This is a genomic window from Microvirga sp. BF8 (assembly GCF_059888585.1).
The window spans coordinates 1,069,529-1,090,305 of sequence record NZ_CM187619.1 but is presented as its reverse complement, the minus strand read 5'-3'; the positions used below and the strand labels follow the sequence as shown (position 1 = coordinate 1,090,305).

The window sequence follows — 20,777 nt, the reverse complement described above, 5'->3', positions numbered from 1 at the left end:
AGGTAAGCCTTCAGTCCAAGCAGCATTGCCGCTCTCTGCCCATCACGGCTATCGTCAGAGAGCAAGGGTTCATGCCGAACTGGCGTAGCCAGCGCATCGACGTGCCCTCTTCCAGATTTTGTGCGTCGGAAGGGCAGCTCTGGGTCAACCTGAGCCCTCAACGGAGGTCTTGTGAAAGTCGCCTTGCAGCCCCATTGCGGAAAAACGGCTAAGGTCGGCCTCGTGCCCTTGGGAGACCTTCATTCCATAGTTTCTCACATGCCGGATCGATGGCGGTGTACAAATGCTTCCGCCGGATGGTGAAATTCGTCCTTTGAGCGGACCGGTTGGCCCCATTCCGTCAAGGATCCAACACGAGAGCCCGAGAGCACTCAGGAATTCATGAGAAAGGCGGCTCCGAAGAACCGCCTTCCTGGATCTATCTGATGTTGCGCTTAACTGCCGTAGGGCGACGCGCAGGCCTGCCTTGGCCCGCTCAGGGGCTGGTAGCTGTTGTCCGATACGCGATAGGACTTCCAGCGGTTCTCGCACCAGTTGACATGGGCAGCGCTCAAGCGACCCGGAGCATACACGGGTGGAGCAGCAACAGTCGGCTGATTGGCGATAGCGCCCCCGATGATCGCCCCCGCAACGAAGGCCGCTGGCGGGAACCACCACCCATTGTACTGGCGATAGCCGCGACGATACTCCCGATGTCCTCGATGTCCATTGTAGTAGCCCCAGTCGCCACGCCGTTCGAAACGGGGACGCTCAACACGGCGCTCCTGGCGCGGACGCTCGAAGCGGCGGCGTTCAAACCTGTCCCGATCGTCATCACGACGGAACTGCACTTGCTGCAAGTTGATATTTGCGGCGTCAGGCTTCACGAAAGGTAAAGTAGCCGCGTTCGCAGCGGACGTCGCAGAGCCAAGAACAGCAGCGGTCAAACAAGTCGCAACAATACCAGACACTATTCTCTTCATAACTATCTCCGCAGGCAGATGGTAAACTCGTTGCCTGGGTAAGATTTTGGTCTCCGTCGGTGAATGAGGACTGAATGCTGGCATTAAGCTTTGGTAATGTTCGAAAGCCTTCTGATCATTGGACGCTTGCAAGCGCCGCGCCCGAGGCTCCTTCCCTCAGGCTGTGTTTCGGCAAGTCGAAATGTCCGCATCGGGTCAATCGCTCACCCTCCAACGACGCAACAGATGTCGCATCCTGCGCGCCAAAGCGGACCAAGCCCGTACGTCTCAGGCGCGCCAAGAGACGACTGTCCACGTCGAACGTTAGGATGGGCGTCGAGTCTCCCTCTCAGCCTAGTGAGACATGCCGGCATCCGTTGAGAGACCGTCAGCAGCCTAAGCCAAGGGTTCGTTGCGGCTCTGACTCTGCATTCTGGTCGATTGTATCGAAGCTGCGTCGGGGCATTGTAGGGAACTAGTTCCAGCAGCAAGCCGCCGGGAGGCCCCGGCGGCTTGTCGTCACGTACGCAACTCCGGAAGACGTTGCGGCGGTTCCTCGCCTGTTACGATGCGGAGGTCATCTCACCTGTCAGCCAGTACTTCACCCGGGCCGGGTGTTCGCTGATGTAGTTCTCAACCGCTTTGTCGACCGAAGTCTCGTTCGCATCGGACATTGCGGATTCGAGCTCGTTGAGAGGAAGGTGCATGCGCATCAGGAATTGGGCAATCTCCGGGTAGTCGCTCTGGAAGCCCTGACGGGCGATAGCGTAGACCCGCTCGACGCCACCGAGCGCTTTCTTCGGATCGTCGAGGTAGCGCAATTCGTATTTGCCAAACATCCAGTGCGGGCTCCAGCCCGTCACCACGATCCACTCCTTCCGGCGGATCGCACGATCCAAGGCCGACACCATGGCAGCATCGCTGGCCGTTGTCAGATCGTACCCGCTCAGGTCGTAAGTCTTGATTGCTTCCTTCGATAGGCGAGTCAGCCCGGCGCCTGGATCGATGCCCTGCACCTTACCGTCGAGCTTCTCCTTCACCTCTGGCTTGGTAAGGTCGGTGATGGATGCGACTTGATCCTCCGGAACATAGCTCGGAACGACCCACCCGAGCCTGGCATCGGTGTAGAGGACGCCAAGGGTCACGGCCTTGTCGCCCACGCGCTTCCAGTAGTCCTTGTGGGTCTCAGGCAGCCATGCCATCATCATGGCATCGATGTCGCCCTTGGCCACGCCCTGGTACTGCGGCGCGATATCAGTCTGAAGAAGCTCAACCGTCTGAGAATAGTTGTCTTCAATGAGCTTCTTGGCGAGCTTGGTGACGAACTCCGCATCAGCCCAGGCGGTCCAGCCGATCTTGACCGGTTTCTTTTCCTCCTGTGCCTGTAGCGTGCCCGCAAGGCCTGTAGTCAGGGCCGCCGCGAGGGCGATCCGGGCGAAGGTCTTGAGCATAGGGTTCTCCTTTCAGCTCCTGGGGGGCGAGTGCCAGATCAGGAGTCCGATCCGGCGCTCATTGTCACGCACCTGCCTTGACAGGCGCGGTCTCCATTCCGGCAGCGTCCTGCTTTACTCCGGCACGCCGGGGCGCAAGGAGCGGGATCTTTAGGGCTGCCGGTCGCGAGAGGCTTTGCGTCAGACGATCAAGGATGATGGCGAGGATGACGACGGCAAGACCACCCTCGAAACCAATGCCGACATCGAGGCGCTGAATGCCTGTCAGGACCGTGTTGCCGAGACCTCCCGCGCCGATCATGGACGCGATCACCACCATCGAAAGCCCGAGCATGATGGTCTGGTTCACACCGGCCATGATGGATGGCAGGGCAAGCGGGAACTGCACCTTGAACAAAAGCTGACGGTCGGTGCAACCGAAGGCGAGGCCGGCCTCGACAAATTCGCGATTCACCTGCGTCAGACCCAACGCCGTCAGTCGCACGACCGGCGGCATGGAAAAGATCACGGTCGCGATGGTGCCGGGTACTGCCCCGAGACCGAAGAACATTGCAGCCGGAATGAGGTAGACGAAGGCTGGCATCGTCTGCATCAGATCGAGCAACGGGCGCGTTCCAGCCGCCGTCAGAGGACTGCGGGCCATGAGGATACCGAGAGGGATACCAATCGTGATTGCGATCGCAGTGGCCGCAATGACGAGAGCAAGCGTCTCGATAGTCTCCTTCCACAAGCCTATCCCGACGATGAGAAGAAGCGCCGCTCCGCAGAGAATGGCGAATTTCCAACCGATCCGCCAGAGGGCGAAGAGTGCGACTATCCCGATGAAGGCCCCCGGCGGAAGCCAGGACAGGGTATCCCTGATGCCGTTGGCAAAGAAGCCGATGACATCCGCGACGGCGTCGAGCGTGGGAGAAAAATTGTCGAGCGTATACTCGACAGCGGCGCTGGCAGCAGCACCGATGCTGAGATCGAAATCCATGGGTATATCCTTCGCGCTACCGATGTTCAGGCTGCGCGGTCGAGCGTCATGAGAAGGGACGACTTGGAAATGGTGCCAACGTAGCGGCCGCCGGCGTCCACGACCGGCACAGGCCACCGGCTTTCGGCAACCCGGCCCATGACCTGCGCCACCGACGCATCGGCCTCGATGGGCACCATCTCGGGCAGGAACGCCCGCCGATAAGGATCCGGGCTGCCGGTGCGAACGGCCTCGTTGAGGGACTCGGCACTAACCATGCCCTGATAGCGCTTGTCACGAGCGACGACGATAGCGACATCCCGATCATGGGCGCGCATACGCTCGAGCGCAGCGTTGACGCTAAGCCCCACGCGATCAATCAATGTGATTTGGCTGTGACGGGCAATATCGCCCGCACGGAACACGTGGGTAACGTCCACGTTGCGGAAGAAGGAGCGGACGTAGTCATTTGCCGGATTCATGACGATCTCTTCGGGCGTGCCCACTTGCACCACAACGCCGTCCTGCATGATGGCGATCCGATCACCGATCCGCATGGCCTCGTCGAGATCGTGGCTGACGAACACGATCGTACGGCTCCGTTCGGCCTGAAGACGGAGAAGCTCGTCCTGCATCTCGGTCCGGATCAGTGGGTCAAGAGCCGAGAAGGCTTCGTCCATGAGGAGGATGGTTGGTTCGTTGGCGAGCGCGCGAGCAAGACCGACACGCTGCTTCATGCCGCCGGAGAGTTCGTCCGGGCGGCTTGCGGCATAGCGCTCAAGCCCAACGGCTTCGAGGGCACGGAGTGCCTTTCGGTTGCGCTCCTCCTCGGAAACCCCCGCAATCTCTAGGCCGAAGGCGGTATTGGCCAGAACTGTGCGATTGGGCAGAAGCGCAAAACTCTGGAAGACCATGCTCATGTCCCGCCGGCGCAACTCGATCAGATCGCGCTTGCTCATGGTCGTCACATCGTGGCCATCCACCAGAATGGAACCTAAAGTGGGTTCGATCAACCGATTGAGCAGACGCAGAAGCGTCGATTTCCCGGACCCGGAAAGCCCCATAACAACGAAGATTTCACCTTCCTTGATGCTGAAGCTCGCGTTGCTCACGCCAATGGTACAGCGGGTCTCGGATTGGACAGCTTCCTTGCTCTGTCCGGCATGAATCATTTCGATGGCTTGCGGAGCATCCGAACCAAAGACTTTGAATATGTTGCGAAGGACGATCTTGTCGGCCGATAGGGTCGCAGCAGCGCCCCTGCACGCGGTAGCGTCATTATCAGTCATCAAACCCCCGTTTTCCCCTGTCTAAAGATTAGGGGCACCCTCCATTACGTAATGATTATTACGAGAACAGGTGAACGATTAGATTAGGCAGTTTCCATTCACACAACAATGCACGCAATTGCCTTGATCTGCCGAAGCCGGCAGCGAATATCACTGCCGCTGACGCCAATTGTCTAAACCGTTCCAACCGAATTGCCAACCCCGCCGACATGAATTGGCTGCATTCCTTGTTTATGGCCCGCCGACTTTCGTTGCCGCAGCCATCGTCTTTTGGTTTGAGAACAGTAGCTTAGAGGATGCCGCGAGAGGGTGAACTCAGACGCCGGAAAATGTCCCAGAGCAGTATCCCCTGCTCGCAATTGCTGAACTCAAGTAGCTTACACAAAGGACATCGAGAAAAACGCCGTACCTTAGCTCTGGCCTCTCACATCAGGTAAAATGATGCTCACTGGGAGCGTGAAACCTGTTCGTATCCACCATCATGACGAGCGGGCTTACATTCACCTTCGATCTTTGGTGCAACGCTCTCGCCCGTGGTCATCGACTGATCAGCAAGGTCCTATCCAATGCCGCCACAGACTGCGCCGATGGTCGCACCTCTCGTTCACCAGCAAGGACGAACGAGCACAGTTCAAATTGCATAGAGAGCAGCAACCCTGCCTCATGGTGCGAAGCCGAACCTCTGCATCGGGTCAAAGTGTAACGAACTGCGAACGAAACGATAGTTTGCTTACCGCCTCGTGAGCTGACCAAAGCGTCACTTCCGGGAAGTGCCACATCCGGACCTACGTTTAGTGCCGCCGGCACGGCTGCTCGCCAGCGGCCACCGGACTTTCGGACGGGCCGCACGCCGAAACTCCGCTCTCATCCCATTCGCATAAGAGTGCGCACGGAGCGCAAGACACATCCTTCCGGAAGCACTCGGGTGAGGCGTAGTGGCGCCCCCGGCCGAAGACCACTCTCCCATATAGCCCTCGCGCATGGCGGTCGGGTTGATGCCATGGCGCTTGGCGGCGGCTCCCGCGCTCTCCTGCCGATCTTGGCTTGCCCGCCGGACCGTCCCAGCCTTTATGGCGCTGCACATCAGTGCATGGGCGTCTTGAGGCCGATTGGCACTAAGCCCAACCGCCTTTACGAACGTGCAGTCTATTCAGGACCGCCCACAGCACCGGGCAGATCCGGCACCGCGACCATTGATCCGCGCGGGATCGGGCTGTCGGTGAGCTCGGCCTCGACGTAGTTGGGCGGTTGGCGGGCTGACGTGCCAGACACACAGCCAGCGACAATGACCGACAGGATCAGGAAGAATGGCAGTCTGACGAGCATCGACTTTTCCTTTGCGGATTCACGGCGGAACGGGTGACAGCGCGCCAAGCGATCGATGCCGGGAAGCGCGGGCCTGACGAAGTTAGCCATGAGCGCCACCGCTTTCCGTCCCGATCTTTGCTCCTGCGGCAGGCCCCGACATTCGACGCAGCATGTGCCGGGTTCGGACGGCGCAGGGACACCGTCCCGCAATGGACATCATCGGGAAAGAGGGCGTGGAATGGAAGTAATTTACTGTAGGTGCAGGCGGAACACCCCTGCGCGGCATCGTCCAGACGCAATCCGGTAACCGGGTCAGAAGCAGATCGGCAAGGTGAAGCCGGAGGTCGAGTCGGCGCTGATCGTCATGAGCTTCGCAGGAGCGAGGCTCGAGGGCCGCAAGCTCGTTCTCACCGGCGTCGCTGCGAATTCCATCGTCTTCGCCGACCGTCCCGCGTGTGGGCCACGCCCTGACGGCCCACCTCATCGCGGCGTGGGCGGTCGGTTCCGACAGTTTCGCCAAGGACCCGCCGAACGCGACCATGTCGATGTCCGACAAGGCCGGATCCTCGGTGAAGGATGCTGTCGTCACCTTGAAGAACCCGAAGATGTAAGGCAGCCCACTTACCTTTGACGTGGCGGTGCTGGAAGGCGATCTTGGCAATGCCGACGGGCCTCCCTCGGTGTTCATCGACATCATCGGCATGCCATTCACGCAGATGTCGTTTGCCGGGGTGGCCCGCCGAACCGCATGCCGGGCGCGCTCTACGCTGGAGCGGCTGGTGCCCATGGCTGTTACCATCCATACGCACCGCCTCATTGCGCCTACCCGTACCGTCCTGACCACGGGTGGAAAAGTGTCGACCGATGACCCTCAGGTGGGCAAATGCCCGCACTTTTTAACCTCGCCAGCCGTCCCGTCCAGTGCCCGTAACCCTGCTTCGACCGATGGCCCTTGCCGGGGACGTGGGCCTCCTACCTGTTGCGGTCCAGCTCGACCTCGATCTCGGCCGCGAGGTCCCGCACCAGCTCTCGGTACTCGGTGCAGCGCGCCCCCCTCACAGGAGAGGACGACCGTTCCCATTGGATGAGGGCTGCCTGCGCCGTGGCGAAATCCTCGCACAGCGACCGAAAGCTGTCATCCGTCCGGGACAACTCGTCGATAGCATGTCCCCGGTCCGGGAAGTAGGCGATGGCGGCCTGGACGGCGTGCTGCATGGCGCAACCCCGGTGCCGGATTCGGGCGGCGCGGATCCGCCGCCCCATGGTCCCCAGCATCGACCCATACCGCCCGCGCGGGGAGTATGTTACTGTAGCTTACGGAATGAGGCGCCTCGTACGCCCGCGGACAACGGACCGATTCATGCTCGGTGGAGGCGACGGCACTGTCGGTGCCTCGTCGCAGGCGCAGTCGCCACCTGCGGCAGAGGACGTGCGCGCCCAGCTCGACATCCTTCTCGCCAGTCCCGATCTCGACGCGTCGGCGCGAGCCCGCCGGTTCCTGCGCTATGTCGTCGAGGAGACGCTGGCCGGCCGCGCCGACCGCATCAAGGCCTATGCCATCGGCACCGAGGTGTTCGAGCGCGATGCCGACTTCGATGCCCAGGGGGACCCAGTCGTGCGCATCGAGGCCGGACGGCTGCGCCGGGTGCTGGAGCGCTACTATCTCTCGGGCGGCCGGTTGGACCCGGTTATTATCACAATCCCCAAGGGCGGGTATGTCCCGCACTTTACCTGGCGCTCGCCGAACGTCCTGGATGATGGCGCGCCCCCCGTCGCTCCACCAGCCAGGAGTGCCGCTGAACCTCTCCAGCGGCGCTGGGCCCTTCGGTTCGGTGCAGCGGCCATCTTGATCGCCTTCCTTGCCACCCTTGGCGGGCTTGTCCTGTGGGGCCCGTGGGGCGACGGCACCTCCCGCACACCGCGGGCCTCGGCTCCTTTGCCGCCCGGCGGGCCGACCCTCTTCGTGCTGCCGTTCGCAGCTCTGGGCGAGCCTTCGTCGGCCAGGACCTACGCGGACGGCCTGACCGAGGAGATCCTGAGCCAGTTCGCCCGCTTCAAGGAGATCACCGTCCTCGGCCGGGAGACGTCGCGCAGCATTCCGCCGGGAACGGATACTGCCCGCATCCGCCGTGACTTCGGCGTCCGCTACGTGCTCGAGGGCAGCGTCCGGGCCGCAGAGAGCCGCCTGCGCATCGCGGGCCGGCTCTTGGATGCACAAACCGGCGCCGTCCTGTGGTCGCAGACCTACGACGAGGACTTGCATGTCCGTGATCTCTTCACGATCCAGGACGACGTCGCCCGCAGGGTCGCGACCGCCGTGGCACAGCCCTACGGTATCATCCAGCGGGCCGACCAGACCCGGACCGGCATCCGCCCGCCCGACGACCTCGAGGCCTATGCGTGTACGCTGCGGTTCTACGATTACCGGGCCGCGCTGACGGAGGAGAGCCATGCCGCGAACCGCGCCTGCCTGGAGCGGGCCGTGGCGCTCCATCCGGATTATGCGACCGCCTGGGCGATGCTGTCCGTCCTATATCTCGACGAGGACCGGTTCGGGTTCAATCCGAGAGCGGGGCCCGGCACCCCAATCGAGCGCTCGCTCGAGGCCGCCCGCCGCGCCATTCGCCTCGATCCGGAGAATGTGCGCTCGCTCCAGGCCCTGATGATGGCGTTGTTCTTCTCCCGGCGGCCCGACGAGGCGCTGGAGGTCGGCGAGCGAGCGGTGGCGCTGAACCCGAACGACACCGAGCTGCTCGGCGAGTTCGGGACCTGTCTGGCCCAGGCGGGAGCCTGGCACCGCGGCGCCGAGCTGATCGAGCAGGCGCTCACCCGCAACCCGGGCCATTCCGGCTACTACAGCGGGGTTCTGGCGGTCTACGCCTACATGCAGCACGACTATGCCCGTGCCGAAGGCCTGATCCGTCAGGCGGCGCTAGAGAAGTTCCCGCTCTACCATTTCGTCGCCGCCGTCATCTACGCCCAGCTCGGCAAGGCGCCGGAGGCGGCCGAGGCGCGCGACACGTTCCTGCGCATGCGCCCGACCATCTTCGAGCACTGGGATGACGAGATGGCCAAGCGGAACTACCGGCCTGAGGACGCGGCCCATTATGCCGAAGGCGCCCGCAAGGCCGGCTTCCCGGTGCCGGCCCGGACAGCTGCGGAAGGGGCTCTTCAGGCGGCCCCACATAAGCGCTGACCGCCACGACCAACACGTAAACTACAGGATGCTACAGGCGTGAATCCTCCGCCGTTGCTAGCGTTCGGGCAGTCTGCAACCGACAGCGCCCCCGAAGCAACTTGCGCCGCATGCCAGCGTGACGGGACAGGAATGCTGCGCGGGGCATGGCTGTCCAGGCACTGGGGTGGCTCCAGTCGCGGAAAGGCAATGGAGGACGAACATGCGGACGCGCAACCTGAGACTTCGTGAGGCGCAGCTCGGGCGCGCGACCCTCGGCCTGATGACGGCGTCGGCGCTGGCCCAGGCCCAAGCCAATCCCGAACGCAAGGCCATCTTCGGCGAGACCCATGTTCACACGAGCTGGTCCTTCGACGCCTACATCTTCGGCAACACCGTGACCGGGCCGGCGGAGGCCTCCGCCTACGCCACCGGCGAGCCGATCCCGCACCCGCTCGGCTACTTGCCTCTTTCGATAGGGACACAGGCCGCCTGTGGCGCCGCAGCGCCGGTAAGTACCCATGGTCGTCTGCCCTGTGGAGCAAGACGGATGCTGCGCGGAATTCAGGAACCGGAACGCAAGGGAGACTTGTCATGACAATGGATCTGACCCGCCGCCAGGCGACGATCGGTGCCGTGGGCCTGCTCGCCGGAACCACGATGAGCACCGTCAGCGAGGCCCATCTGGGCGAGCTGCTGGGTATCGACGAAGGGCTCGAGGACTTCTGGCTGGCAACCGACGCCTACATCTACGGCTACCCGCTGGTCACCATGGAGATGACGCGCCGGATCATCACCAATGTGGCCGCCCCCGAGGGCACCCGGGCGCCGATGGGCCAGGTCATCAAGCTCCGGCACTATCCGGATGCCACGTTCCGGGACGTGACCGCGCCCAATGCGGATACGCTTTACACGACCGCGTTCTTCGACGTCGGCCAGGAACCCTGGGTGTTGAGCCTGCCGGACATGAAGGACCGCTACTACTTGATGCCGATGCTGGACGGCTGGACGACGGTATTCCAGGTTCCCGGCAAGCGCACCACTGGCACCGGTGCCCAGACCTATGCCATCACCGGGCCCCGCTGGAGCGGCACGCTGCCGGCGGGCGTCAAGGAGTACAAGTCCCCCACCAACATCGTCTGGCTGCTCGGCCGCATCTACTGCACTGGTACGCCGGAGGATTACGCCGAGGTGCATGCGCTCCAGGATCAGGTCAAGCTGGTACCGCTCAGCTCCTACGGGAAGCCGTACACGCCACCTGCCGGCAAGGTCGATCCCTCGATCGACATGAAGACCGCCGTGCGCGACCAGGTGAACCTCATGGACGCGGTGGCGTACTTCACCCTGCTGGCGGAGCTGATGAAGACGAATCCACCGTCGGCGGCGGATGCTCCCGCCCTTGCGAAGTTCGCCCGGATCGGGCTCGTGCCCGGCCAGGACTTCGATGCGAGCAAGCTGCGTGCCGACTTCGCCAGGCGCATCCCGGAGATCGCCAACGACCGGATCATGATCCAATTCAAGATCAACAAGGATGTCCACGACATTGACGGCTGGGGCTTCACGACGAAGACCGGGATCTACGGCACCGATTACCTGATGCGGGCTCTCGTCACGGCGATCGGCCTCGGGGCCAACCGCCCGCAGGATGCCGTCTATCCGACCTCGCTCAAGGACGGCGAAGGCCGGGCCTATGACGGCGCAAACAGGTACGTGATGCGCTTTGCCAAGGGCCAATTGCCGCCGGTAGAGGGCTTCTGGTCGCTGACGATGTACGACGGCGCCTACTTCTTTGTGCCAAATCCGATCAACCGCTACTCGATCAGCGCGCGCCAGGACCTGAAGGCCAATCCGGACGGCTCGGTCGACCTCTACATCCAGAAGGACTCGCCCGGAGCGGACAAGGAGTCGAACTGGCTGCCTGCGCCCGCCGGCAAGTTCATCCTGATGCTGCGGATGTACTGGCCGAATGAGGCCAACCCGTCGATCATCGACGGCACTTGGACGATCCCACCGGTCAAGAAGGTGACCGATCGGGCATAGCTGTGCGCCGGTAACTGCCCTTCAACACAGAGGAGGAATCGATGAGATATCTGCTCGCAATATCCGTGCTCGCATTAACTGCGACCGTAGCGTCCGCACAGGTCGGTCCGCCCACATCACAGCGGACATGCGGCGCCAACCGCCAGCTGGTCACGCGGGAAGGCGCGGTAGTCCTCGATACTAGCCCATCCACCTATGCCCGCTTCGTCAGGAGCGGCGCGGAGTGCTTGGCCGACCAGTTCCCCGAGCCGGCATGGGTTCCGAGCTCCAACAACCCGCAATGCTTCATCGGCTACCGGTGCAAGGACGGGTCCGACGATTTTTGAAGGCACCCGATCGATACGGCTGCGAACGTGGCCAGCGACCCGCGTCGAAGCGCAAATCGTGACAGGCCGTCCGAGACTGGCGGGTCCCGTGCTCGGACCAGGTGCCCGCCGATCGAAGGCCAACAAGAGCTGTGCAGGGGGCGGACCTCGACTGGTTATCGAGGATCATCGAGAGGAGATCATCATGAGGAAGTCGTTTTCGATCGTAGCACTCCCGTTGGCAGTTCTGTCCGCCGGGCCAGCGCTTGCCCAGAGCATGTGCGTCATCGATGGAAACCGGGCCATCATGGGAGCCAACATGAACGCCGCCTTTGAAGTCCAGGCCGGACAGGGCTGCATGTCAGACATCAGCCCTCAAGGCACACTCACCAGCTCCGAGGTAAGCCAGCGCCCGCAGCACGGAACCCTCAAGATGGTCGACAAAGACACGTGGACCTATGAGCCCAGCGCTGGCTACCACGGACCCGACAGCTTCGCGATCACGGCGCAGGGGCAGAGCATCGACCAGAAGCCTGGCAGGTCGGTGCTCAGCTACAGGGTGACCGTCAAGTAGCTGAACGCATCAACAAACGGTGCCGGGGTCGCGAGACCTCGGCATCAGTGGGGTGGCGGCCCGAGCCTGGAAGTCGCCATATGTGAGCGCCGCGGCAATTCTCACTGTCGCGGCACGGGAGAATGCCCAGGATGCGATAGGCTGCCACCACGGATGTCCCAGATCCCTTCCTCCGTCGCGGCGTGTCCGACCTTCACCCCGTCCGGAAAAGACCGGACGGGGTCTTTTGTCGCCCTGCGCATCTCCGGCTCCGCTTGCGGAGGTTTCCGTTATGAAAGTACATGATCGGCACTCGTTCCCGGGAGCATCCCGGCTGCGGAAAGGTGTGGTCGCCGCCATTATCATCCTCGCAGCCTACGCTCTCCTGGCCTATGTCGCACTGCCCGCGGCGTGGACCCACTACGAGCACCAGCACGGCCTCGAAGGCCGGCCGATGGTGACGCACACGGCGCAAGGCATTCCCGGTGATCCGCTGAACGTGGGCCTCGTCGGATCAAAAGAGGACGTCGTTCGCGGCATGCATGCGGCGGGCTGGTACCCGGCCGATCCGGTCACGCTGCGGAGCAGTCTCGAGATCGTCGACAGCGTGCTCCTCGACCGACCCTACCATGACGCGCCGGTGAGCCCCCTTTTCTACGACGGTCGACGAGAGGACCTCGCCTACGAAAAGCCCGTCGGATCAAGCGCGGACCAGCGCCATCATGTGCGGTTCTGGAAAGTCCTGGAAAGCGGCCAGGAAGGCCGGCCCGTCTGGCTCGGATCCGTGACGTTCGATCGCGGTGTCGGCGTGAGCCGCTACACCGGTCAGGTCACGCATCACATCGCATCCGACATCGACGCCGAACGCGATGGCCTGATTGACGATCTGGTTCAGGCCGGAATGGTGACGATAAGGTACCAGGTGTCCGGCATCGGCCCTACGCTGAACGGGCGCAACGGTGAGGGCGATCCCTATCACACCGATGGCGAGGTCTGGGTCGCCGTCCTCGTCATGGCAGGGGAAAGACGTCCGCAGCCGCCTGTCGTGCTCTCGACGCCCGCCCTCGTGGCCGTGAAGGACGGCATCTGGACCACTGTCGCGGGAACGTTGAGGAGATTCTCTGCATCTGACTAACGAAGCCCGAACAAGCCGACCGACACGTCTCGAGATGGAACGAAGGACTACTTCGTGGCAAGAGAATGCATGCGAGCGCGGCCACGGCGGGGTGCGCCGTGCGAGTGGTGCCAACAACCGATACGGTTGAACCGAAACCTCGCCGAGGCAGAGCGTGAGGAAACCCTCGCTCGGAGTCCGGACGCCTCACGGATGTCCGTCCATCTTGCCCACAACCCGCCAGCACAGCGGGGCAGAGATGTTCTGGAATGACGGATGGTCGCCGGAATTCAGCTTGACCTGCGTTGCCGCCTCCGCTGCTATGATGCCCGACCCATGGTCAGACATGCCTGTCGTTCACTTCCCGGAACCAGGAAATAAGCCACACCGCAATGATCCCAACGAATTCCCTTGAGGCAACGGACCATCCTGCCGCATTGGGTCAATGCAAGCGGGGCAACTGGGCGCGGTTCCCGTTGGGCGCGCCCTGCCGAGTCTAGCGGGGATTGCCTCTCGTGAGCGGCTTGCACACGCCACCGATCAATTGTTCTCCTCGCTTGCAGGATCTGCTCGAGGGAGTTCCCCGTGTCGAAGCCGTCCGGGATGTGCTACCGGTGGTGCGAGGGGCGTTGTAGTAACCTTCATGTCGGGGAGACGTTCTCGTGAGCGGCTTGCACACGCCACCGATCATCTGCTCTCCCTGCTTGCAAGGCCTGTTCGAGGGAGTTGACTGTGCTGAAGCTGGCCCACTGAGCGATACCAGTAAGGCGGCCGCCGACATCAGACTCAATAGTACTTTCATAAGAGCCTCCTCATAGCGCTTTTGCAAAGAAGCGATGTGCGACTACGTTAGGGATGAAACTGACGCCCCCGCCATTCGGCGCTGTCTGGGCATGTCACTGCCGAAAGTGCAGCCCTCGAAGCGCCTCCACAAAGAGGTGGATGCGTTGCATCCTTCACTCTGTGAGCACACCTCATATCATTTCGGTCCAGTCGGTGCTTGACCAGAATGGACAATTGCTGAACATTTCACGACAGCATCGACGGATCTCGATCGCGAGCCTGGTCAATTTTGCCGCACCGAAAAGAGACGATACGAGACGTTTCTTGCCACAAGCTCTGCCAGTCGAGGCGCCAAGAATGCACTGCAAAGGCATCAGCCTACGAAAGAGCAGTGCTTGCATCATCGGCATACAGTGCCACCTGGCCAAGGGATGAAGCTTACCCGTCTTTCGATCAAAAATACTCCTCCGATCTCCTGATGTGCCACCAGCCAGGCACCTCTTAATTTGGCCCATCGACCGGAGGGACGTGTCGCAGATGTCAAGTCATTGTCTGAATCGGTCAAGCGCCCCCCTCAAAGAACATGGTTTTATTGATCATCCATATCGGAGCGATCCGTTCTCGCGGAGGACTGACCCATGTCGGACACTGCCAGACTCGGCACGCCGCTTCCAAGACGTGCGGACCAGGACATCGATCCCCTTCGTGTCAGTTGGGGCTGGATCGTCGCACTCGGCGTCGTCTACGTGGCCGCCGGCGTCATCGCTCTCGGAAGCGTGGTCATGGCGACCGTCGCCTCCGTGGCCGTCGTCGGCGCGATGATGCTGGTCAGCGGGATCGCCGAAGTCGTCAACGCTTTCAGGGTGAAGACGTGGGGCAAGTTCTTCCTGTGGGCGCTGCTCGGGGCACTCTATGTCATCGCGGGTCTCGTCACCTTCCGAATCCCGCTTCTGGCTGCCACCGTCCTGACGCTGATCCTCGGCATCGACCTGATCGTCTCGGGCTTTCTGCGCATCTTCCTGGCCATGCAGATGATGCAGGGGACGTCATGGGGTTGGGTCGCGCTGTCGGGTGTCATTACCGTGCTCGTAGGCGGTACGGTTCTCGCCCAGTGGCCGGTCTTGAGTCTGTTCATGCTCGGGATCTTCTCGGCATTGATCTGATCCTCGCTGGCATCGGTTGGAGCGGCATGGGCTTGGCATTGAAGCGTCAGCCTTGAAACAGGTTGGTATGGCGGGTGGGCCGGACCTCGTCACCAAATCGTTGTGCCGTTGCGATGCCGGTGCCTGACGAAGCGGAGTTTGCGGATCGAGAACGGTTTCCGGTTGAGAAGGATCAGCTCCAGGAGGAGCCTGGTCGCAGCAGAATTCCATGATCAATGGCGTTGCGTATTGCACACAATCAGATCTTCATTGAGGAGAGATCGATGGCGACCCGACGAGACATCATCAAATCCCTTCCGGCGGGCGCCGCCTTCGCTGTTGCCGGCCGTTTGGTCCTGGACGACAGTCCCGCACAGGCGCAGCCCGCATCCGCTCCACTTGCCGGGCACTTCCATCCCAAGGGCAAGGCGCCGTCGAAGTACACGCTGGAGGTGCTCAAGGAGGCTCGGACCAAGCTGCCGTTCGGCGACACGAGGGATTTCGAGGAACAGAAGCGGGGCCTCATCGCACCCATGCAGGACATGAAGATCATGGCCGATGCCGGCCATGCGGCCTGGGACATGGAGCGCTTCCGCTTCCTGGACGAGAAGGAGGACTTCGACAGCATCCATCCTTCGCTGCTGCGCATTTCCAAGTTGAACAATAATTACGGCCTCTACGAGGTCCTGCCCGGCATCTACCAGGTCCGCGGCTTCGACCTGTCCGACCTCACGTTCGTCAGGGGCAAGACCGGCTGGATCGTCTTCGATCCGATGGTCAGCGCGGAACCGGTCCGCGCCGCCTGGAAGCTGTTCCAGGAGCACGTCGGCGAAGGCCTGCCAGTCTCGGCCGTAATCTATTCCCACACCCATGGCGACCACTGGGGCGGCGTGCGCGGCCTTATTGATGAGGCGGACGTGAGGTCCGGGAAGGTTCCCATCATCGCTCCTGTCGATTTCATGGATTTCACGGTGTCCGAGAACGTCTATGCCGGCAACGCCATGAACCGGCGCCTGTTCTACCAGTACGGCATCCTGCTCCCCGCCAGTCCGTACGGCTATGTCGGTCAGGGCCTCGGCCAAGCCGTCTCGTCGGGGGCGTCGGGCCTGTTTGCACCCACGCGCCATGTCGAGAAGGATATCGAGGAGTTCGAGGTCGACGGCGTCAGGATGGTCTTCCAGAACACGCCGAACACCGAGGCGCCGCGGGAGATGAACACCTACATTCCCGATATGAAGGCCCTCTGGATGGCCGAGAACGTCATCGCGTCGCTGCACAACATCTACACGATGCGCGGTGCTCAGGTCCGCGACCCGCTGCGCTGGTCGAAGTACATCGGCGAGGCGCTCTACCGCTTCGGCGTTGAGGCGGACGTCATGTTCGCTTCACACCATTGGCCGCGCTGGGGCAATGACCGCGTGCAGGAGGTGCTGCGCGCCCAACGCGATCTCTACGCCCACATGAACAACCAGGTCCTTCATCTCGCCAACCAGGGCGTCACGATCAACGAGATCCACAATGTCTACCAAGTGCCGAAGAGCTTGCAGGACAAGTGGCACTGCCGGGGCTATCACGGCTCTCCGGAGCACAACAGCCGCGGCGTCGTGCAGCGCTACCTCGGCTTCTGGGACGGCAACCCGACAACCCTCGTCCCGCTGTCACCGGCGGACTCCGCGCCGCTCTATGTCGAGATGATGGGCGGCAGCGAGAAGATCATCGACCGCGGACGGCAACTGCATGACGAAGGCAAGTACCTGCTGGCCCAGGAGATCGTGAACAAGCTGGTGCAGGCCGAACCGGAGAACCAGACCGCCAAGGACCTGCTGGCCGACACCTTCGAGCAGGTCGGATACCAGCAGGAAAATCCCGGTCTCCGGAACTGCTATCTCGCGGCCGCGTATGAGCTGCGGACGGGCATTCCGGAGGGGGCGACCGCCAGCTCGAGCAGCCCCGACGTGGTCCGGGCCATGTCGACCGAACTGTTCCTCAATTTCCTGGCCATTCGTATGGACAGCCGCAAGGCCGAGGACATGCGGTTCACGATGAACCTGATCACGCCCGACAACGGCGAGCGGTTTGTAGTCGAGCTGGGGAACGCAACGCTCACGAACATCAAGGGCTTCACGGCCCCCAATCCGGACCTGACCCTCACGATCAATCGCTCCGATCTGGAGCAGACCATGACCGGGGAGAAGACCCTTGACGCGCAGATCGCGGACGGGACCGCAAAGGCCGAGGGCAACGTCGGCATCCTGAAGCAGCTCGCATCGACCTTCGTCAACTTCGATCCGCGCTTCGAGATCATGCCCGGCACCAAGTCTAAGGGCACGGAGGTTGCACGAGTCGAGGACTATGAGGCCGATCCGGGTCATGCGATCGCCGAGTAGGCAGTCCACAGAAAGGAAGACCCCATGAAACAAGCACGTGCATCAGCCACGGTCCGTGGATTGGTGGCATCCATCTTCGTTGCCGCGCTGCTTGTTCTCGGCTCGGCTCCCGTCGGCGCCGCGGTCCTTGGCGATCCCGGCGCGCTGCTTGACGTTGGAGACGACGGCGCTGCCAATCTGGAGTCGTCGGGCTCCGGGCAGCTCGCCGTAGTAATAATAGGCGTCGTTCTGGAAGTAGAACACGGGCGGGGGCATAACGCCGGCCAGCCGCCCCCGCAAGCCCGGCATGTAAAGGCTGACGCCGTCCCCGGTTGACTGCACCGCTCCGCAGGCGAGGCCAGCCATCAGGGCCAGAACGCCAATCGCTCCAGAACGAGCCGGCTGCTTCTACCTCGTGGCCGTACCCAAGCCAATGTGCATGCTGTTGCCGCCAATCCGGTCCCCGGCTTCACGTCCGTAAAGTCGCCCGGCTCTGTCGGTGTCGTCTGATCAGGGCAGGATCTCGACGACCGGAGGTTTCCACCGCCCGTCCAGAGCGTCAAGCTTTGGCAAATAGAGGCACATGACGACACCCATCAGTCCGTCCGGAGCCGGCAGCCAGTTCGACCTGAGATCGTCACCCGGACTTTCGTGCTGCATGTAGATGACGATCACGCCGTTCTCGTTCTCTTTGAGACCGGGCAGCATCGGTGAACTGATCAGATAGCGGTCGATCGGTTGTCAACGAGGAACCGGGTTGTCCCATTGTACATGGTGATGGACCAGAACGCGCCCACGGGTGGCAGCGTGTCCTTCGTGAAGCGGAATGCGTAGCGGTGCTTGGACGCATCGAGCAGCCGACCTTCATAGCCCGTCATGTATGATGGGTAGAGGCCCTCCTCGGCCGGGTTGCCGTAGATCCCGGCCAGCGCGCCGATGGCGCGCTCGCGGTACTTGCCCTTCATCTCGGATGGTGAACCGAATAGCCTCTCGGACGTCGTGAGTCTCAGCGCGTCGTCGGACAGTGCCTTAAGTTCCTCGCTTGCAAAGTGCAAATCGACAATACCTTCGACTGTGTAAGTGCCGCAAACTGATAAAGGGTCAATCTCAGTCAGTCTGCCAATAGCGAGCATCCGGCAGCAGGATTGTCGGTAAATCGAGATCATCTCCGCCCTGGATCTCCACGCCATTCTGGATAAGCACGCGTGGCGTCCGACTCAGCTTGGCAGATAGCTTCTTGTCGCGAGAAATAGCTCGGTTACCTACATCATGGGGTGGACCAGCTCTGCCAGTTGCCTCACCTGGTGCTCGTGATCCTGGTGGTAGCGCAGCCTGTCGTGCTTTTTGAGAAGGCTCGCGACGTTTGTCCTTATTGCTTTCTTGTCCTGCTTTTTTGTCATCTGACGCGAAGGCGGGAGGCTCATTCTGCATGGGTGGGATGTCGGGAACTACCCTCGCAGGGTTGAGCGACCTTGGAGTCTCCAAGGCGGCAAGCTCCGCTATTGCCAAATGCAGGTTGCGGAGTGCCACGGCCGAAGTCTCCTGTTCCTGTCGCAATGCGCTCTCGGCATTGACTGCCCTCGTCTGAAAAGCAACAAGTTGCGCTTTCACGGAGGTTAGCTTGCCGGCAATCAATGTGGCGCGCTTTCGTTCCTCGTGAAGCGCATCCTTCAGCGCTGAAAGTTGCGTCTCATTCGATCTTAAAACCCCAAGCTCGCCCTGTGCTGCAGCAAAAGCCGATTGGGCTCTATCTGCTCGGTCTCTCTCTTCGATCATTGCCTCTCTGAGTTTAACGACGTTATCCTCACTGGATCCGGCTGACGCTAGCCGGTCCTGTGCCAACTTCAAGTCATTCGCTGTAGATGCTGCCCGTTTCTTCTCCTGCTCTAGTGCACTCGAAAGCTCTACCGTCCTCGACTTTTCTGCCTTGAGAGTTTCAAGCTCTTCTCTGGCCATTTCCAATTGCCGCTGCATCGCATCGGCGCGTCTCCGATCGCGCTCAAGCGCCTCGTTGACATTATTTACTCCGGCTTCGCTGGCCATCGTACCAGTAACGGAAGGCAGGGGAAGCACCGACGCATTTGAACTCGGCCTGTTGGCTGCCATCTTCTGCAATGCCGCTTGCAAAGAAGTTTCATGAAAATGATCGTCCAGCGTCACTGCCAGCCCGCATACGTCTGTGACGGTTGCAAGCAACTGCTTTGCTCCGACCTGGTCTCCTTGTCGCATGAAGGTATCAATATTTGCAATAAGTCCCATTCTCTCAGGTGAGGCGGCCAGGACTGGAAGTACCCGGTTCCAGTCAACCAAGGCTTTTACCGTACGCGGGGTTGGTGTCGCTGTTTGCAATGCATTGCTGTGTTCTGGTTCCAGCACTCCTTGGACATCCTTTGCATCGATTGTGCCTGTGAGAATGGCCGTGCCAGCGGCATCCTCGTCCGCGGTTGCTGTCGGAGAGCAAAGGAGCATCCCTGTCATTGTTGCAATCGCAATAATGCCGGATCGTCTATGTTGGCCCCGCGGTGTGTCCCAGAGCCATCTCCTGTAGCAAGGCAAGGTTGTCTGTTGCATCATACCGAGGCTCCCACGGCCGTATCGCCAGAGACGGCGGATGGATCGATCAGGGTCGACAGCTGAAACAGCATGCATACGAGTAGATATTGATATCTCGGCAACATTCCGCTTCGACCATGTCTTCCCTATTGATTATCCCTGCAAACCTACAACCGCTCCGGCAGCATTGAGGCGGCATGAGATGCGAGACTGGCGGATCTGGTGAACCGTCGCTCGAGTGTAGGCCACTCTCACCTCGATTGGAGCCACGAGTCCCCCGCCTCGAGTACGATTGAGCTGTCCAGCGCTAGCTGCATCTACTCGTACTGCTCCATAAGGGACCGCCGCCCTGATTATGGAATTACGACACATTTGGACTATTTGGACTGGGATGCTTCCGCGCGGGAGGATTGACCCTTGAACACTGGTCTGTGTGAAGTTTCGTGTATCAAAACGAGGAGCTAGCGAGAGCGGTAGCGTCGGCTCGTTATTGCTTTCTCCAATGTTAAGCGGGGTTGCTGTTAGTACAGTGTTTGTCGCGACCGCATCTGTAGGCATCGTGGGCGGGCTTATTGTGCCCAACCTGTCTGGTGTTGTTGAGGTGGACGGCGAAACCGGGGCCGGGCCGGATTTTACGCTAACGCTGTTGCTGCTTCGGTTCCCTAAGCTGCCATTTCCGTTACTCTGACTACCAGCGGTGCGGCCTTCGCCGCCAAGATCCCCTCCTACTTGGCTGCCACTGCTCCTATCGCTCTGGCGGTCTCCGCTTCTGCTGCTGCTCGCACTACCTTGGCCGCCG

Annotated in this window: 16 protein-coding genes and 2 pseudogenes; 9 read left to right on the top strand and 9 right to left on the bottom strand. The window is 61.5% G+C overall.

From position 1 onward, the window contains the following. Window positions 1-434: 434 nt before the first annotated feature. The 5 genes from AC522E_RS05180 to AC522E_RS05160 all read right to left on the bottom strand — a co-directional run bounded on the left by AC522E_RS05180 (window position 435) and on the right by AC522E_RS05160 (window position 5,965). The gene (locus AC522E_RS05180) at window positions 435-962 is read right to left on the bottom strand and encodes a BA14K family protein (RefSeq protein WP_500749317.1); all 528 of its coding nucleotides are present in this window, start codon (window positions 960-962) and stop codon (window positions 435-437) included. Between the two features lie 542 nt (window positions 963-1,504). Continuing rightward, window positions 1,505-2,392: a glycine betaine ABC transporter substrate-binding protein gene (locus AC522E_RS05175; RefSeq protein WP_500749316.1), complete on the bottom strand. Its 888-nt coding sequence runs from the start codon at window positions 2,390-2,392 to the stop codon at window positions 1,505-1,507. A 64-nt stretch (window positions 2,393-2,456) separates the two neighbouring features. Beyond that, entirely contained in the window at window positions 2,457-3,371 is a 915-nt protein-coding gene (locus AC522E_RS05170; RefSeq protein WP_500749315.1) for an ABC transporter permease, read from the bottom strand. A 26-nt stretch (window positions 3,372-3,397) separates the two neighbouring features. Next, window positions 3,398-4,639 carry a glycine betaine/L-proline ABC transporter ATP-binding protein ProV gene (gene proV / locus AC522E_RS05165; protein ID WP_500749314.1) on the bottom strand — a complete coding sequence of 414 codons (1,242 nt, stop codon included), beginning with the start codon at window positions 4,637-4,639 and terminating at the stop codon, window positions 3,398-3,400. A 1,146-nt stretch (window positions 4,640-5,785) separates the two neighbouring features. Next, window positions 5,786-5,965, bottom strand: coding sequence for a hypothetical protein (locus tag AC522E_RS05160; RefSeq protein ID WP_500749313.1), 180 nt, complete (start codon window positions 5,963-5,965; stop codon window positions 5,786-5,788). Between the two features lie 437 nt (window positions 5,966-6,402). Here AC522E_RS05160 and AC522E_RS05155 point away from each other — a divergent pair, with 437 nt between their 5' ends. Beyond that, window positions 6,403-6,558, top strand: coding sequence for a hypothetical protein (locus tag AC522E_RS05155; protein WP_500749312.1), 156 nt, complete (start codon window positions 6,403-6,405; stop codon window positions 6,556-6,558). A 361-nt stretch (window positions 6,559-6,919) separates the two neighbouring features. Here the strand turns inward: AC522E_RS05155 and AC522E_RS05150 are convergent, their stop codons facing one another. Next, entirely contained in the window at window positions 6,920-7,162 is a 243-nt protein-coding gene (locus tag AC522E_RS05150; RefSeq protein ID WP_500749311.1) for a hypothetical protein, read from the bottom strand. Window positions 7,163-7,307: 145 nt separating this feature from the next. On the opposite strand from AC522E_RS05150, the gene AC522E_RS05145 reads away from it, so the two are divergent. From AC522E_RS05145 to AC522E_RS05110, 8 genes and pseudogenes are all read left to right on the top strand, one after another. Beyond that, window positions 7,308-9,143 (top strand): adenylate cyclase, encoded by a 1,836-nt coding sequence (locus tag AC522E_RS05145; RefSeq protein WP_500749310.1) that lies wholly within the window; start codon window positions 7,308-7,310, stop codon window positions 9,141-9,143. A 262-nt stretch (window positions 9,144-9,405) separates the two neighbouring features. Then, a pseudogene (locus AC522E_RS05140) lies at window positions 9,406-9,585 on the top strand (DUF3604 domain-containing protein); the annotation flags it as partial. A gap of 137 nt (window positions 9,586-9,722) precedes the next feature. Next, the gene (locus AC522E_RS05135) at window positions 9,723-11,162 is read left to right on the top strand and encodes a DUF1254 domain-containing protein (protein WP_500750592.1); all 1,440 of its coding nucleotides are present in this window, start codon (window positions 9,723-9,725) and stop codon (window positions 11,160-11,162) included. 41 nt (window positions 11,163-11,203) lie between these two features. Continuing rightward, a complete protein-coding gene (locus tag AC522E_RS05130) occupies window positions 11,204-11,488 on the top strand; it encodes a hypothetical protein (protein ID WP_500749309.1) in 285 nt (94 codons plus the stop codon). A gap of 184 nt (window positions 11,489-11,672) precedes the next feature. After that, window positions 11,673-12,041 carry an Ig-like domain-containing protein gene (locus AC522E_RS05125; RefSeq protein ID WP_500749308.1) on the top strand — a complete coding sequence of 123 codons (369 nt, stop codon included), beginning with the start codon at window positions 11,673-11,675 and terminating at the stop codon, window positions 12,039-12,041. 271 nt (window positions 12,042-12,312) lie between these two features. Beyond that, window positions 12,313-13,155: an LssY C-terminal domain-containing protein gene (locus AC522E_RS05120; RefSeq protein WP_500749307.1), complete on the top strand. Its 843-nt coding sequence runs from the start codon at window positions 12,313-12,315 to the stop codon at window positions 13,153-13,155. A gap of 1,400 nt (window positions 13,156-14,555) precedes the next feature. After that, complete coding sequence (locus tag AC522E_RS05115; RefSeq protein ID WP_500749306.1) at window positions 14,556-15,080, top strand: HdeD family acid-resistance protein; 525 nt, start codon at window positions 14,556-14,558, stop codon at window positions 15,078-15,080. A gap of 263 nt (window positions 15,081-15,343) precedes the next feature. Beyond that, window positions 15,344-17,446 carry an alkyl/aryl-sulfatase gene (locus AC522E_RS05110; protein WP_500749305.1) on the top strand — a complete coding sequence of 701 codons (2,103 nt, stop codon included), beginning with the start codon at window positions 15,344-15,346 and terminating at the stop codon, window positions 17,444-17,446. 42 nt (window positions 17,447-17,488) lie between these two features. On the opposite strand, the gene AC522E_RS05105 is transcribed toward AC522E_RS05110, so the two are convergent. The 3 genes and pseudogenes from AC522E_RS05105 to AC522E_RS05095 form a co-directional block, all read right to left on the bottom strand. Further along, on the bottom strand, window positions 17,489-17,767 hold the full coding sequence (locus AC522E_RS05105; protein WP_500749304.1) for a hypothetical protein: 279 nt from the start codon (window positions 17,765-17,767) through the stop codon (window positions 17,489-17,491). A gap of 168 nt (window positions 17,768-17,935) precedes the next feature. Beyond that, window positions 17,936-18,303 (bottom strand): annotated as a pseudogene (locus AC522E_RS05100) (DUF1214 domain-containing protein). A 229-nt stretch (window positions 18,304-18,532) separates the two neighbouring features. Beyond that, on the bottom strand, window positions 18,533-19,903 hold the full coding sequence (locus tag AC522E_RS05095; RefSeq protein WP_500749303.1) for a hypothetical protein: 1,371 nt from the start codon (window positions 19,901-19,903) through the stop codon (window positions 18,533-18,535). Between the last annotated feature and the right edge of the window lie 874 nt (window positions 19,904-20,777).

Bases quoted from the DNA above. Each gene is read 5' to 3' on its own strand.
- AC522E_RS05160 (WP_500749313.1), bottom strand. From the start codon at position 5,965: ATGCTCGTCAGACTGCCATTCTTCCTGATCCTGTCGGTCATTGTCGCT.
- AC522E_RS05110 (WP_500749305.1), top strand. From the start codon at position 15,344: ATGGCGACCCGACGAGACATCATCAAATCCCTTCCGGCGGGCGCCGCC.
- AC522E_RS05180 (WP_500749317.1), bottom strand. From the start codon at position 962: ATGAAGAGAATAGTGTCTGGTATTGTTGCGACTTGTTTGACCGCTGCT.
- AC522E_RS05125 (WP_500749308.1), top strand. From the start codon at position 11,673: ATGAGGAAGTCGTTTTCGATCGTAGCACTCCCGTTGGCAGTTCTGTCC.
- AC522E_RS05135 (WP_500750592.1), top strand. From the start codon at position 9,723: ATGGATCTGACCCGCCGCCAGGCGACGATCGGTGCCGTGGGCCTGCTC.
- AC522E_RS05145 (WP_500749310.1), top strand. From the start codon at position 7,308: ATGCTCGGTGGAGGCGACGGCACTGTCGGTGCCTCGTCGCAGGCGCAG.
- AC522E_RS05095 (WP_500749303.1), bottom strand. From the start codon at position 19,903: ATGACAGGGATGCTCCTTTGCTCTCCGACAGCAACCGCGGACGAGGAT.
- AC522E_RS05120 (WP_500749307.1), top strand. From the start codon at position 12,313: ATGAAAGTACATGATCGGCACTCGTTCCCGGGAGCATCCCGGCTGCGG.
- AC522E_RS05130 (WP_500749309.1), top strand. From the start codon at position 11,204: ATGAGATATCTGCTCGCAATATCCGTGCTCGCATTAACTGCGACCGTA.
- AC522E_RS05150 (WP_500749311.1), bottom strand. From the start codon at position 7,162: ATGCAGCACGCCGTCCAGGCCGCCATCGCCTACTTCCCGGACCGGGGA.
- AC522E_RS05175 (WP_500749316.1), bottom strand. From the start codon at position 2,392: ATGCTCAAGACCTTCGCCCGGATCGCCCTCGCGGCGGCCCTGACTACA.
- AC522E_RS05115 (WP_500749306.1), top strand. From the start codon at position 14,556: ATGTCGGACACTGCCAGACTCGGCACGCCGCTTCCAAGACGTGCGGAC.
- AC522E_RS05170 (WP_500749315.1), bottom strand. From the start codon at position 3,371: ATGGATTTCGATCTCAGCATCGGTGCTGCTGCCAGCGCCGCTGTCGAG.
- proV (WP_500749314.1), bottom strand. From the start codon at position 4,639: ATGACTGATAATGACGCTACCGCGTGCAGGGGCGCTGCTGCGACCCTA.